We start from the raw sequence: 15,074 nt of genomic DNA, 5'->3' as shown, positions 1-15,074 counted from the left end.
AAAAAAGACCTTTTCGCAGTGTGAGAAAGGCCTTTTTGGTAAAAATCAGTTAAAACGTTACTTTAACACAGGGTCATTTCCGCTGTATTTTAGGAATTTAAATGAGGCTTTGTTATCGCTTATTGCTCCGTTTGAGGTGGCGTACATGCCGTATAGGCTGCCTATAAAGCCACCTGCTACCTCCGTGCTTAAAAACTTCCCATCTACTTTGTCTTTCAATAATGTATAGGTTTTGGCATCTTCTGAGAAATAAAAACTACAGAATGCTCCTTCTGAATTTATCTTTAAGTTTATGCTTTTTGTATTTGGGTCAAGTGATTTCTCGGCCAAGAGTTCGGTTCCGTTTGCTGTACTTTTATAAAGTTGCACCATGTCTTTTCCTTCTTTTTTTGATTTAGCCAAAAAATAGAAATGACGTTCGTCTTGAAGTATAAGTAAACCTGCTTTTTCGTTTTCACTCGTTGGACTAAAAGTGATTTTCGTTTCTGCCGAGCTATACATGTGTTGCAGTCTTTTTCCGATAAAAGACGGATTGCCGTACTCAGAAACCGTTTCGGGTTTTAGGTTTAAGGTCAAGCCTTTCTTTTTAGAAGTAGAAAAAGAAGTTTTATCCATGGTTCGCATAAAAAGCAAACTTGGGTCTAAACCTTTTTTGAAATTTAAGGTATAACTGAAGTTTCCACTTTGAGGCAAAGCACCTTTTTGTTTGACTTCCATAAAATCAAACGTGTAAGCGTACTTAACTTCTTGATTTTTAGGGATGATTATAGGCCATTCGTCCACCCATTCTACGGGGGCTATGAAAGTCTCTCTGCCGGTGTTGTAATAGTTGCTTTCGTATGGGCGAACCGCCAAAAATACCGCATAGTCTTTGCCATCTGGGCCTTCTACTATTTGAGCATGTCCAGTGGAAGTTATGGGGTTTTTACGGTCGGGTGAAAGATCTCTTTGGGTCAATATGGGGTTCTTTTCATAGGGAATGTAGGGGCCCCAAACGTTTTTGCTTCGCAATACCACCTCGGAGTGATTTACCGATGTGCCTCCTTCGGCGGCATATAAATAATACCAAGCGTTGCGTTTCAATATATGCGGACCTTCGATCCATACGGGTTGTGTGCTTAGGTCTACCCCTCCGTTAATTAGTATCTGTTTTTCTCCAATAACCTTTAAGTTTTTGTAATCAAATTCATACATTCTAATCGTTCTGTGTCCCGAATACAAGGGTTTGTTGTCAGGAGCATCGCTGTTGTAAACGATATATGCTTTGTCGGTTTCTTCATCAAAAAATAGGGAAGGGTCTATTCCGTTTACTTCGGGCAATTTTGTGGGGTTACTCCACGGACCAGCAGGATTGGTGGCGGTTACCACAAAGTTGCCGTCTTGGTCCACATCGGTGCAGGTTACATAATAGAGGCCTTTGTAAAAGCTTATGGCTGGGGCAAAAAGCCCACGGGTGAGTTGTTCGCCCATAAAATCCATTTGTGAGGGGCGGTCAATCACGTTTCCTATTTGCTTCCAACTATTAAGGTCTTTGCTGTGCATAACCGGTATGCCCGGGAAATACGAAAACGTAGAGTTTATCAAATAATAGTCTTCCCCTACTTTTACTATGCTTGGGTCGGGGTAATAGCCCGCCATTATCGGATTTTGGATGGTAATGGTTTGTGCTACAGTAACTTGGCTAGCAAATGCAAGAGCTATTAAGCCAATAATAAATCTAAGTTTTTTCATTTTTGTTTAATGCTAATTTTTACTTCTTCACCATCTTAATATGCTCCGCCACGTTAAGCATGGTGTCTATATAAATATCCTTTTCGTTTTCTTTGAGGTAGTGGAGCAGCTGGCTGTGGGCTTCTTTAGTGACATTAAGGGCGTGTTCGCCGCCTACACCGTGAAATAAGAACACCAATAGTTTTTCTTCGGCTTGAGCTTGTTTTACTAGTGCTATCAGTTCGGCTCCCGTTTTGTCTACCATGCTGTAGCAGTCTATGTCCATCAGCTTTTGGTCTGCAAAACTGTGCATTTCGTGCCTCACCGATCTTGCTGCCACAAATTCGTCCGCAAGGGTCTCTATAAACTCGCCTTCGGCCACTTTTTTATGTCCGCACGTAAAGGCAAATGTTCGTTTATTTTTTCCGTCGATAGCCTTCAAATAGGCGTTGCACATCTTTATCTCGTTTTGAATCTGAGCCATGCTGTATTTGCTCATGTCGTATTCTGGTTTTACCCAATCCATACCAGGTCCGCTCGCATCGCAAGGGTGATATACGGTGTGATTGCCTAGTTCGTGGCCATTTTGAGCGGCTTTTCTCCAGTCGTTTATTCGGTTTCGAGCTGCGTCTAATGATGAGGTTATATAAAACGTACCTTTTAAACTCAAAGAATCTAAGGCTGGAATTACATTGTCGAGGTGAACATTGAGGGCATCGTCATAGGTTAAAACTACCGCAGCTTTTTTGCCTTTCCATGGTTTGGTTTCATCTAGGTCTTGGGCGTCAGTTCTGAAAGGCGAAGCGGGTAATCCTTCGGCGTTATAAAAATTGACATTGGGGTTGTCTGCCCATGCGTATCTAACATAATACGGCTGCGATATTTTGGTATTCGAAACCTCTATTTTGTCTCCAACGATTTTGGCTGTAGCCCAAACAAACTTCTTGTCGGCCCCTGCAATCGCAAATTCTCTCAGTTCTTCGCCGTCGTTGCTTTTAAGTCCGCCACCTACATGGTCAAAGCTCAGCACTATTTTATTCTGTTCAATAGCGGCACTTTTAAAAATCGGCCCTGATGAAACCACATTTTCTTTATACACCATTCGCAAGGCCGCTAGAGCCAATCTTTCGCCCACGTCTTTTTTGTTGTCGGGGTGAATGTCGTTCCATTCGCCCAAGTCTATGCCTACCGCCATGGCGGTGTTTGGTGTATTTGCAGCTTTTAGTTGTGCCTCACGGAGTTCTGCCCAGTTGCTTTCACTTGGCAAATAATTAGACTCCATATAGTTGGGCAGCTGCACAAACATAAATGGCAATTCGCCTTGATTCCATTGCTTACGCCAGTCCAATATTTGGGCTTTTTGTAGAGCCGCATATTCATAGGCACGGCCAGCGTTACTTTCGCCTTGGTACCACAGAAAGCCATTTATGGTATATTTGGTAGCCGGTGCCGTCATGCCATTAAATAGGGACGTCGGCTGATTTTGTGCTCCAAAACTAGGGTAATAGCCCCTTTGGGGAGTAAATGCTTCGCCTACTTTATACTGCCAAGTTCCTTTTAGGTCCAAAGTGTCATTCCCTGCTATTAAGCTATATGGTTTTTCCGGCACAAAGCCTCCTTTGCCTCCGAAATTGCTCAGTTTCACCACGATTATGTTTTTGCCTGCTTTCAGTACTCCTGCTGGCACGGGGTAACGCCTTTGCGGATATTGATAGGTGGTTTGGCCCACTTGCACGCCGTTTATGTACAACACATCGGCGTCTACTATTCGACCTAAAAACACCTTTGCAGGCTTGTTGGCCATTTCGGCGGAAATTGTTATTTCTTTTCTAAACCACACCACGCCATCGAGGTCTTTTATGCCTTGGTCTTCCCAGAAACCGGGTAAAGTGAAAGGCTTCCATCCTTTGGGTTGATAGCTGGTTTCGTACCATTTTGGGCTTTCACTAAGGCCTTTGTCTTGTGAGATTGTGGCCGGTCTTTTTATCCTAGCAAATGAGTTTACGTAGGCGGTGTCTTTGTTTTTTTGTACGGTTTCTAAAATTTTAGAGAAGTCTTTTAAGCCCTCTTCGCTTGTCCAGGCTTCTATGGGTGTGCCGCCGTAACTGGCGTTTATTATGCCTTGTGGTACTTTGTAGGTGTCATATAGTTTTTTTACGAAAAAATACGCCACTACCGAAAACTGGTTTACGTTTTCTGGTGTACTCACCAACCAAGATCCACTGTTAAAATCATCGGCTATGCCGCTAACATTTGGAGTATTCGGAATGCGAAACTGACGGATGTTTTCATTGTTTGCTTCTGCTATTTCTTTGGCATAGATAATATTATGACGCTCCATGTTGTGCTCCATATTGCTTTGGCCTGAGCAAAACCACACGTCGCCAAAGGCTATATTCTTTATTGTGATTTCGTTTTTGCCTTTGAGGGTAATTTCCTGTGCTGTGGCAGCAGATTGAGCGGGTAGCATTAGCTCCCATTTGCCAGAAACGTCTGTGGTGGTTTTGTATTTATTTTTGTTGAGCGTGAGTGTTATCTTCTCTTTTGGCGAAGCCCAACCCCAAATTCTAATGGGCTTGTCTCGCTGCAAAACCATATTGTCAGATATGAGTTTCGGTAAGCGTATTTGAGCATCAACATTGAGGATATTGATGAAAATAAGAAGAATAACAAACTTAAATGCTCTCATGTTTTTTTGGTTGAATATGGTTCTTTTAAAATTACATAGCATTAAATCCTACGTTTCTATGTGTTGAAACTATATTTTTTTTAAAAACCACATAGTTCACATAGCCTTACTTTTTCTATATTTTTCACATAGAAACATAAGATTAAAACCTATGTTTCTATGTAGTATTTCCTTATGTGTTCTATGTGTTGAAACTATATTTTTTTTATAAGCACATAGTTCATATAGCCTTACTTTTTCTATATTTTTCACATAGAAACATAAGGTTGATATCTATGATTCTATGTGGTATTTTCCTATGTTTTCTATGTGTTAAAATCGTAGTTTTTTGATAACCACATAGTTTACATAGCTTTGCTTTTTCTATATTTTTCACATAGAAACATTAGTTTTATATCTATGCTTCTATGTGGTATTTCCTTATGTGTTCTATGTGTTAAAATATCACATATGTCTTTTAAGACCTATACGGCACCAAAGTATTTATCTTTCCATCCGCATCATAGGTAATCTCCGATACCTTTATGCTTCTCAGGTGGGTTACACCTTCTGATAGGCTTGAGTCGTGGTAGAATAAATACCATTTGCTATCTACTTCGCAAATAGAATGATGTGAGGTCCAGCCAACTACGGGTTCAAGTATTCTGCCTGCGTATGTAAAGGGACCGTACGGGTTGTCGCCAATGGCGTAGCAAATAAAATGCGTGTCGCCGGTGGAGTACGAGAAATAATATTTTCCATTGTATTTATGCATCCATGCTGCCTCAAAGAACCTGCGGTCATTGTCGCCGTTTAGAAGCTGATTACCATTTTCATCTAAAATTAAAACGTCTTTGGCTTCATGGGCAAACTCCAATAAATCATCCGTCATTTTTGCTACTTTCGGACAAAGTGCCGGTTCGTTATCCGCAGGCAAATGTGCTACAGGACTATCTGGTTCTGAAGCATTAAAGCTACCTTCTCTCCAGCGTTGTAACTGCCCACCCCAAATACCACCGAAGTACATATAGTACGAGCCGTCGTCGTCTTTAAATACGGCAGGGTCAATAGAGAAACTATCTTTGATGGCTTCTGGCTGTGCCGTAAAAGGCCCAACAGGCGAATCTCCAATGGCAACACCTATTTTGAAAATACCATCGTATCCTTTTGCCGGGAAGAAAAGGTAATATTTGCCGTCTTTTTCGTTGGCGTCGGGAGCCCACATTTGTTTGTCAGCCCACGGCACATCGTCTACATGCAGTGCCACGCCATTGTCTATGGCTTCGCTATCTACGGAGTCCATCGAAATTACGTGGTAGTCTTCCATAGCAAAGTGACTTCCAAGGTCGTCAAATGCTTCTCCAGCGTCTACATCATGTGAAGGGTAAATGTATATTTTTCCGTTAAAAACATGAGCAGAAGGATCTGCCGTATAAATATGCTTAACAAGAGGCTGCGATATAGCTCTCTTGTTTAAATCATTAAAATCAATGTGTTCTATACTATCTTCAGGCATTTTGGTTATTTGTCTTTTAATGTATTTGTTATTAGTTATTTGTCTTTTAGCGTATTTGCTAGTATTTATTGTTAAAATATTAATGAATAGATTTTGTGAAAGCATTCAAACATTCAAGCATTCAAGCATTCAAACAATTAAATATTCATTCATTCAAACATTCAGACATTCATTTATTGAAAAAACTATCTTCTCTCTTTCAGTTCTTTCTCTATTTGAAGTTCCATTTTCTTATTTATTTCATAGAAAAACAATAAACCTACGGCTATTAAAAAAGGAATGGCAGGGAAAATACTTACCAATAACTTTATACCATTTATTGTTTCGGCCGACTGGGCTACTTCAGCGTTTGGCTGATATCCGAATATGCCTAAAATCATGGTTAAAAGTGAACTTCCGATACTCAAGCCGCCTTTTAGACCTACCATCATGGCAGAGAAAATAATGGCTGTGGCTCTACGGTTGTTTTTCCATTCTGAATAATCCGCTACATCGGCTATCATGGTCCATAGGATTGGCGTGCTGATTCCGTAGAAAAACATGTGTAAAATCTGCGAACCAAACATTAGGCCTACCGACTGTGGAGGGAAGAAATAAAAGAAGATGATAAATAGGGTTGACACAAAAAGTGATGCCCCGAAAACGTTTCTTTTTCCGTATTTGTCGGCTAAGTTTTTTGACATCATGATACCTATCAATCCAATAAGGATACCGCCTCCGTTAAATACGCCCAAGCCCATCGAAATGTCGTTTTCAAAGGCAGGTAGAAACGCTTTCATAGGCTCTAAAAACGCCGTCAATTGTGTTTTGTCTACGTAGTTTTCGAAATAATACACATACGATCCGCCTTTCATGGCAAGGGTAATAAATACCAAAGTGGTGGTCACCAACATGATAATCCAAGGGATGTTTTTAAACAAATCGCCTAGGTCTTCTTTCAAAGATGATTTTTGCTCGGGCTTCGGAACTACTCGCTCTTTGGTGGTGAAAAATGTTACCAAAAGCATCAAAGTACCTACTATGGCAAGCACCGTCATTACTTTTTCTATTCCAACGGCTTTGTCTCCATTTCCGGCTTTTAGGATAAGGTTATACATAAAAACCTGCACAAAAAACTGCGAAAACATAACTGCCACAAAACGATACGCCGACATACTGTTTCGCTCCGCCATGTCGCCTGTGATAACACCGCTGAGGGCCGAGTAAGGGAGGTTGTTTGCTGCATATAGCAATAACAATAAGCTGTAAGTCACTACCGCATAAATCACCTTGCCTTGGTACGAAAAATCAGGTGTGCTGAAAGCTAAAAGTGCAGCTACACCAAGTGGTACGGCTGTCCAAAGGATCCATGGTCTGAATTTTCCCCAACGGGTGATGGTTCTGTCGGCAATAGCACCCATAACCGGATTAAAAACGAAGGCCGCAAATAGACCTACAAATAGTGTAACTAAAGTAGCGTGCTCGGGTTTTAGGCCGTAAATGTCCGTATAAAAGTAGGCCAAATAGGTCACTAAAGTTTGAAACACCAAATTGGCAGCAAGGTCTCCTAGGCTATATCCGACTTTTTCGAGTACAGACAGCTTATGTGATACATCTTTCATAAAAAATAGGTTATGGTTAAGGTTTACTTACATTTTGGTTTTGAGTTCTAAAACAGCATTGTAGGCTTTTTTAGGTTTATAGTTTCTGTCAAAAAGTAGGGGATAGTTGGTGCGGTTTTTAATCGGCCAGCCATTTAACCACGAGTGGCCATCATTTACACCCCAAAAAGTCACACGACTGATTTTGTCTTTATGTTTTAAAAATAATGCGAAAAGGTCTTTGTAACGCATAGCCAATTTTGTGTCTACAGAGTCAGGTAGGGCCTTTGGGTAAGGGTTCAATAAAGGATTCTCCTCAAATTTTTGGTTTACATCAGCACCTTTTAGGTCCCATGGGTTTGGTATAACCGTGTAGTCAAGTTCGGTAAAGGCCACTTTGATACCCAATGCCGAAAACTCAGTGATGGCATCTTCTATGATTTTGAGGTTGTCGTCGTTTATGTTCCAGTGCCCTTGAATACCCACACCGTCTATTTTGGTGCCGCTCGCCTGTAATTTTTTGATTAGGGCTATAGCTCCTTTTCGTTTTGCGGGCTGTTCGATGTTGTAATCGTTGTAGTATAATTCCGCCGTTGGGTCTGCTTTTGCGGCTAGATCAAAGGCTTCTTTTACGAAGTTTTCTCCCAAAAGTTTATAATAAATAGACTCACGCATGGTTCCGTCTTCATTAAGTGCCTCGTTTACTACGTCCCAGCTGTTTATTTTGCCAGCGTACCTACCGGCCACCGTATTGATGTGGTCTGTCATGAACATTCTAAGCGAGTCTGCGTTTTGTATTTTTTGAGCAAAGGCAGGCATTTGAGAGTGCCAAACCAAGGTGTGACCTACAATAAACATCTTATTTTTTTGTCCATAGGCAACATATTTGTCAGACAAGTTAAAATCGTATTTGCCTGGGGCAGGGTGAATCACTTCTGCCTTCATGATGTTTTCGGGCGTGATGGCGTCAAACTGACTAATGATTAATTTGTTTGCTGCTGAGTCTTTCTCTAAAATATGGGAAGTGCCTAAAGCTGTTCCAATAAGAAAATCGTCATGAAAGGCTTTTTTTAGCGAGTTTGGCTCTTTTTGAGCACACGAACTTTGGCTAAAGATGATTACCGCACATGAAAAGCCCATCCATGCGTTTTTTGAGAAGTTAATTTTCATTATAAGTATTTAAAATATTGAACAACAAGGTTTTCTGCTTATTTGTAAAAAATAAGCGTCAATTTAACAATTATTATCATAAATCAATAAAATATTCTTTTATTTAGAAAAAATTATCTTATTATTTTACTTTCGGGTGGCCCAAGGTGTGTCGCCGGAAGGCCTTTTGCGTCTATCACTATTTTTTGTAAAACCACCGCAGGGTCCATCGCCCAAATCTTCAGCATATGCTTTCCAGGTTCGTTGATATTTACTTTTGTCTTTAAATATTTGGCGTTAGCAGAAACCATATTTTCCCATTCTTTCATACTCGCGTCTGCGTGCATTTCGAGTATTTGCGGGAGTTTGTCATCGATTGAAAATGCTATTTTGAGGCCCTTGTTTGCATTGAATGCCAAAGTAGGTGAAAGGATAAGGCTCAGTTCGGCTTCGCCTTTAGTAAACCAATACATGTCGTATTCTAATTTCGGACTGTTTTTGTTTAGGGTAATAGCCGGAATATTCACCGGAAAAATAGTTACGCCGTCGCCAGTTCGGCCTATGTCGGGTATGGTTTCCCACGAAATATTGCCTTGTGCTGTCTTTCTTTGAAAATGTGCAGCCTCCATGCTCACATAACCGCCTTCTTCAATAAACCCTTTAAAGTCGGCAGGTGCTTCTCTATATGTTTCTAAAACTGAAGGAAATTCCCCTGTAGACTCTTCGCCATCTTCTATTCGGGTTACTTTGGGCATAGTGTTTTTGTTTGGTTGCTGCCAATAGGTGTAGCCAATATGTGTTTGGTCTGCATAGTGGTTCCATTTTCCGTTTGCGAGGGTGTGGTTAAAATAATCGCTGAGTTCTTGATCGCGTTTAAAATGTTCTTCCACTTTGTCTGCCCATTTATTTGCATCCGTACAATTTGCTTCAACTGCATGTTGATTTTGAGCTTGTGCATAATACATTTCGTATAAGTTTGAGCAAGCCAAAATAGGATATAAAACCAATTGGTAGTAGGCGTCTTTGTAGGCAGGTTCTATCAATTCGTAGGTTTGTGAGGCTGCGTTTGCCAAGTCTGTGTATTCTTTTACTACGCTACTCCATTCACTGTTACTGCCCACCAAACTGTACGTTTTTGCATTTAGTAGTTCAGGTTTTACGCGGGCATTGTATTTGGCATATTTATCTAAATAAGAAGCTATTTCGGTTGAATGAGCCTCTCCAAAAGTAGCCTTAGCCCATTTTTGAGTATAATTTGGTAGTTCTGCCGTTCCTATTTTTTCAGGATTCCAAGCATAGTCTAAAAAGAATGAAATGGGTAGCTCCATGGGCTTTAAGTCTCCCACATTCACAATCCAAATCTCTCGGGCCTTGTATTCATACGCTAAGTGCATTTGTTCCCAAATTCGGGGCAGTGGATTGGTGTTCACCCATTTGTAGTTTCGTGGGCCACCCACATAGTCAAAGTGATAATAAATGCCGTAGCCGCCTTTGCGTGGTTTTGCATCGAGAGCAGGCAGTTTTCTGATATTGCCCCAGTTGTCGTCACAGAGCAATAGCGTGATGTCGTCAGGCACTCGCATGCCTTGGTCGTAATAGTCTTGCACTTCTTTGTATAAAGCCCAAAGTTGCGGTTTTTCGGAAGCAGGCTTACCCGACACCTCGGCTATTATTTTACGTTGGTCGTCCACTATTTTTTCCAGAAGCGTAGTGGCGGTTTGGTTGCTCATGGGTTCGTCTCCATCGCCACGCATTCCTACCGAAAATATGTTTTCATATTTATATCGTTGCTGCACGCTTTCTCTCCAAAACTCACGCAGGGTAGAGTCGTTTTTGCTGTAGTCCCAAGGGCCTTTGTTTTTGCCGTATCTACGCCATTCGTCATGAGCTCGCATGAGCGGTTCGTGGTGTGAGGTGCCTATTACTACGCCATATTTGTCTGCCAAAACTGGATTCATGGGGTCGTCTACATGAAATGCATTTCCCCACATGGCGGGCCAAAGGTAGTTGCCTTTTAGGCGTAATATTAGTTCAAAAATTGAGGTGTACAGTTTTTGGTTAAAGCCGCCGTTTTTTTCGTGTGTCCAACCCGAAAGGCAAGGGGCTTCGTCGTTTAAGAATATCCCCCTATATTTTACTTTTGGTTCATCTAGGGTGAAAATAGTTTTGCTTACGTAAATTTCTGCGTGTTTTTTGGTGGGTACATCTGCCCAAAAGTGCCACGGCGAAACGCCTATTTTTTCGGATAAATCATAAACGCCATAAATAGTTCCTCGCTTGTCTGAGCCTACTATTACGAGGGCTTCTTTTACTCCTTTTATTGGGTTTTTAACCACAAATCGTTGAAATTTTTCCCATTTTCCTTTTAATGATTTGGTGTCAAAACGGCCTTTTTGAACCATTTGGTCTATGATTTTGCTGTGCCCCAAGGTGCCTATGATTACCACGGTTTTGCTTATTGCCGAAGTAGAAACCGAAGGCCTTTTGCCTGTAACAGCTTCGATGTCATTTTGTAAATTTTTGACCGCAATTTCTACCCCTTCAAAATCATTTTTATCATAATAGATAGCACTGGCTTCTTTTTGGGTTACCAAAGGAAAGGTATTTGCCTCAGACTTAAAAACTACGTCTTGCGAGTAGCCTTTTAACCAAGAAAAGAAGAGTAAAAGAATTGTATATTTTTTCATTTAGAGATAAAGGTTTTTTAGAAATAACTGCCCAAAAGGCTTAGTACTATTTCTTTTAAAAATTAAAAAAAAGAAAGGACTATTAAAGTCCTTTCAAAGCCCTCCAAAGGCCCATGTATGCTGGTTTTTTAGCGAATTTGTCATCCCACATAAGTGGATAGTCTGGTCTTTTAAATGTGGTTACTATCCAGGTGTCTTTGTCTGATATTCCCCAAATTGTGATGCCGTGTCTTTGTGCCGGAGGTATATGGGTAATATATTCTTTTCCCACAAAATAATACATAGCGGCCTGTGCTTCGTAATCGGCCTTGCTTGGCGTATAGTTGGGCGTGTTATTTGGGTTAATGCTAATGTCTAATTCCGAAATTCTGACTTTCATGCCCGTTGCGGCTAACTTTTTCATCATAGAAGTTATGCCTTCTCTTGAGGAGTTTATGCTCATGTGCATTTGTGTACCTATGCCGGCTACTGGCACTCCTGCAGCCTTAAGTTCTTTGGCGAGGGCTATAGTAGAGTCTAGTTTTGCGGGGTTGTATTCGAGGTTATAATCGTTTATGAAAAACTCACAGTCGCTGCACATTTCTTTGGCATATTGAAATGTCTTGTAAATATAACTTCTGCCCAAATAGGTGTGCCAATAGTAGGTATCTCCCGTAGACGAGCCCGTTCTTAGGTTAGGAGTTCCGTCGGTAAAAACCTCATTTATGGCATCCCAAGACTTAACCGCAGGGTATTTTTTTACAATTCCCTGTACCCATGTTTTTAGGGCGGCATCTACTTTTTTGGTTATATCTGCAGTGCTGGTATTGGCCGAAGTGCTTACCGATTCTATCACGATGTTGTCTATGAGGTAGCTGCCTTCGGCGTTAAAGTGCATTTTGAATTCCGTAGGTGCTTCTGTGGCAGTGAAATTCCAAGTGTAGGTGTTCCAATTTGAATTTGTAAACGTCAGTTTATTTTCTGTATAGTTATTTTTTTGAATGATCAGCTTGAAACTGCCCGAACCTGTGAGTGACTTTACTGCTACCGAAACTCGGTAGTTTTTTCCTGCTTCTACGGCTATCTCAGGCCCAAGGGACTGCATGTCCCAAGCGTTTGTTCCGGCTTTGGTTACCGTAGCTTTTAGTGCTCTCTTGCTGCCTGCTGGTAGGTCTTTGGTTTCTTCTTCGTATTTGCCTTCGGCGGTGCCACCTACTAGGTTAGTGAAGTTTGTAAAAGTAGCTCCCGAGCCATCTTCAAAATTTCCATTTTTCAATAAATTGACTCCCGACGGCACAGCTGCACCTACTTCAAGTGAGCGGAGGTAGTCGCCGTTGTTATTGGAATGCCAAGCTAGCACATGCCCAAAGGTCTGCATGCCCACTTTACCCATTATCTCGTCTACTTTTGAGAAGTCCATGGAGCCGTCATTTTTGACTACAGCACCGTGTTTCATGTGATAGCCAAAAACGATGTTGTCAAATTCTGATTTTAAGATATTTAAATAGGTGGCGTCGTTTTTTACTACCTCGTCATAAGAAATGGCCATTCCGATCGGAATATCCGTTGCGTCTCGCAAGGTAGAAGTAGCTTTGGCGGGGTCAAAATCTAATATTTGTGTAGGCGGAGTTACTGCGGGCGTATTGGTGATTTCTTCTTTGCTGCATGAGCACAATGCCACCAATGATATAAATAGAAGCTTTCTGAACATTTTTTTAAATAAATAAGGTTTTGAAATAAATAGATTTTTAAACGTATATCCTTTTTGTTTTCTACTTTCTTCTTTTGGGTATTTTATGTATTTATTGGCGGATGATTGACTTAGTTTTTTTTGAGTTTTTACTATAAATAAATGCTTAAAGTTTTTTACTTAAAAATTTAAAAATGAAATTCTATACAATTTAGTCTAAAAAAATAGAAGGGGAAATTGGCCCCCTTCTATTTAGACTTTATTTTAACCTATTCTGTATCTTAATATCCTGGGTTTTGAGGGAAGGCTGGGCCTTCTACTGTTCTGTCTATTTGTGATTGAGGAATCGGTCTCAACACATGGAATTCCTTTATGTTAGCTGCTGCTTCAGGGTTCCAAGCTTGGATTCTTCTTACCAATGATTTCGTACGAACCAAGTCGTTCCATCTCATCCACTCACCAAATAGTTCGCGACTTCTTTCGTCTAATATAAAGTCTACGGTCACGTCGCTAGCTGTAATTTTCATTGCTTCAGCTGCGGCTGCATTTTGTGCCGAAGTGTTGGTTTTTCTGTAAGCTGCTCTTTGACGCACTACATTTAAAAGTTCTGCCGCTTTGGCTTTGTCGCCTGCTTGCATATACGCTTCCGCTGCAATTAAATACACCTCAGCAAATCTCGTGATTACTGCTGGACGTGTAGACGGATCGTTAAAGTTTGATCCTCTGCTTGGGTCCATAAACTTCTTAAGCGAAGGGAAAATATCTGATTTCCACATGCTTGGTGGTACCACTATTCCTTTGAAAGGTCTTGTTCCGATAAATTGCGGGGCACCAGGTACTTCAAAGTCAGGGAAGTATACGGCCGTGTCTACACCTACTTGCATGGTATATGTAATTCCACGTTTGTTATTGGCACTAGTAGCCGAGTTTGTGATGGCGGTATTCGAGATATAAGTCGTGTAAAACGAGTTTGCAAAACGAGAATCATTGGCTCTATTTACAAAAACTTGGTCTAAGAAATAGTTCTTTCCTGAGTTTTGTCCGCTGGTCCATTTAAAGCTATTGGGTCTCATACGCACATACGGGCGGCCATAATATGAATCTCTCACCATACCTGCTGTACCGCTGTTTGTCAATACCCCATTTGAGTTTAGGTATGAATTTAAACCACTTACTGCGGGGTAGTTCCAGTTAGTAAACCAAGGCGAGAGGTTTTGGGCGTTTCCGCCTGATGCACCACCACCTACTGTGTAATATCCGTATTTGGCGTCATTTGTATGATCTGAAACAAACATCGTTTCTTTGCCGTAGTCGTTTGCTGGCACAAATGCGTCACCAAAGTCTTGCCACAGGTCTAAGCCATACGTACCTTTATTTACAATAATGTCGTTTGCTATTTTAGCCGCTTCTGCGTAATCTGGTTGCGAGTTAGTTAACCATCCTCTGGTCAAAAGGGCTTTGGCTAAGAAAAACTGAGCAACAGGCTTAGTAGCGGCCTTCCCTAAAAATGGTGCCGTAGGTTTTTCTGGCAAATCAGCCGCTGCGTCTCTTAAATCTTGAATGATTAGCTTGTAAACGTCAGCTACAGGGTCTCTTTTGGCCGCTTGAGAAGCCACTTCGATAAACTCTGTGTGAAGAGGCACATCTCCGAAGGTTTGGACCAAATAAAAATACCAGAATGCTCTTAAAAATTTGGCTTGAGCCAGGTATTGTTTTTTTACTGCTTCAGGCTCATTGAGCGACTGTCCGTATTTCAATACACCGTTTAGGGTGTTTATGTCTGTAAATGCAGTTCCCCACGCCGCTCCAAAGTTTGTGGCGTTTATGCCGTTGTAGGTATACAATGGGCCGCCACCACTACTTGCAGCTTGCAAAAACTCGTCGGTACCTGCTTGCATTTCTACTGTAAATCCTTCGGTGCCCCAATAGTTTCTTATGTCATTGTAAACTCCGGCTATTCCTCCTAAAACTCCTGCAGAAGATTTAAAAAATGAAGGTACGATTTGAGACTGCGGATTTTCTTCAAGTATTTTTTCGCACCCTGAGGCCAAAAACAATACGCCTGTTATTATTAATAATTGTATTTTTTTCATTT

At 41.1% G+C, this 15,074-nt stretch carries 8 protein-coding genes; all 8 read right to left on the bottom strand.

Annotated features, from left to right (window positions below):
* Positions 1–57: 57 nt before the first annotated feature.
* A complete protein-coding gene (locus tag ACFOOI_RS11915; protein ID WP_379838202.1) occupies positions 58–1,731 on the bottom strand; it encodes a glycoside hydrolase family 43 protein in 1,674 nt (557 codons plus the stop codon).
* 19 nt (positions 1,732–1,750) lie between these two features.
* Entirely contained in the window at positions 1,751–4,399 is a 2,649-nt protein-coding gene (locus ACFOOI_RS11910; RefSeq protein WP_379838201.1) for a sialate O-acetylesterase, read from the bottom strand.
* A gap of 457 nt (positions 4,400–4,856) precedes the next feature.
* Positions 4,857–5,894: a glycoside hydrolase family 43 protein gene (locus ACFOOI_RS11905; RefSeq protein ID WP_379838200.1), complete on the bottom strand. Its 1,038-nt coding sequence runs from the start codon at positions 5,892–5,894 to the stop codon at positions 4,857–4,859.
* A gap of 185 nt (positions 5,895–6,079) precedes the next feature.
* The gene (locus ACFOOI_RS11900) at positions 6,080–7,495 is read right to left on the bottom strand and encodes an MFS transporter (RefSeq protein WP_379838199.1); all 1,416 of its coding nucleotides are present in this window, start codon (positions 7,493–7,495) and stop codon (positions 6,080–6,082) included.
* 27 nt (positions 7,496–7,522) lie between these two features.
* Positions 7,523–8,644, bottom strand: coding sequence for an endo-1,4-beta-xylanase (locus tag ACFOOI_RS11895; protein ID WP_379838198.1), 1,122 nt, complete (start codon positions 8,642–8,644; stop codon positions 7,523–7,525).
* Between the two features lie 113 nt (positions 8,645–8,757).
* Positions 8,758–11,310, bottom strand: coding sequence for a glycosyl hydrolase 115 family protein (locus tag ACFOOI_RS11890; RefSeq protein ID WP_379838197.1), 2,553 nt, complete (start codon positions 11,308–11,310; stop codon positions 8,758–8,760).
* Positions 11,311–11,392: 82 nt separating this feature from the next.
* Positions 11,393–13,000, bottom strand: a complete 1,608-nt coding sequence (locus ACFOOI_RS11885) for an endo-1,4-beta-xylanase (RefSeq protein ID WP_379838196.1) — start codon at positions 12,998–13,000, stop codon at positions 11,393–11,395.
* A 260-nt stretch (positions 13,001–13,260) separates the two neighbouring features.
* Entirely contained in the window at positions 13,261–15,072 is a 1,812-nt protein-coding gene (locus ACFOOI_RS11880; RefSeq protein ID WP_379838195.1) for a RagB/SusD family nutrient uptake outer membrane protein, read from the bottom strand.
* Between the last annotated feature and the right edge of the window lie 2 nt (positions 15,073–15,074).

This window comes from Lacihabitans lacunae, from assembly GCF_042649125.1.
In the GTDB taxonomy this organism is placed as follows: Bacteria; Bacteroidota; Bacteroidia; order Cytophagales; family Spirosomataceae; genus Leadbetterella; species Leadbetterella lacunae.
Note: the sequence above shows the minus strand (reverse complement) of the source record. Positions and strands in the feature narration are given on the sequence as shown.

What these genes read in the sequence shown, in the direction of transcription:
- ACFOOI_RS11905 (WP_379838200.1), bottom strand. Translation starts at nt 5,894, where the DNA reads ATGCCTGAAGATAGTATAGAACACATTGATTTTAATGATTTAAACAAG.
- ACFOOI_RS11880 (WP_379838195.1), bottom strand. Translation starts at nt 15,072, where the DNA reads ATGAAAAAAATACAATTATTAATAATAACAGGCGTATTGTTTTTGGCC.
- ACFOOI_RS11885 (WP_379838196.1), bottom strand. Translation starts at nt 13,000, where the DNA reads ATGTTCAGAAAGCTTCTATTTATATCATTGGTGGCATTGTGCTCATGC.
- ACFOOI_RS11890 (WP_379838197.1), bottom strand. Translation starts at nt 11,310, where the DNA reads ATGAAAAAATATACAATTCTTTTACTCTTCTTTTCTTGGTTAAAAGGC.
- ACFOOI_RS11895 (WP_379838198.1), bottom strand. Translation starts at nt 8,644, where the DNA reads ATGAAAATTAACTTCTCAAAAAACGCATGGATGGGCTTTTCATGTGCG.
- ACFOOI_RS11915 (WP_379838202.1), bottom strand. Translation starts at nt 1,731, where the DNA reads ATGAAAAAACTTAGATTTATTATTGGCTTAATAGCTCTTGCATTTGCT.
- ACFOOI_RS11900 (WP_379838199.1), bottom strand. Translation starts at nt 7,495, where the DNA reads ATGAAAGATGTATCACATAAGCTGTCTGTACTCGAAAAAGTCGGATAT.
- ACFOOI_RS11910 (WP_379838201.1), bottom strand. Translation starts at nt 4,399, where the DNA reads ATGAGAGCATTTAAGTTTGTTATTCTTCTTATTTTCATCAATATCCTC.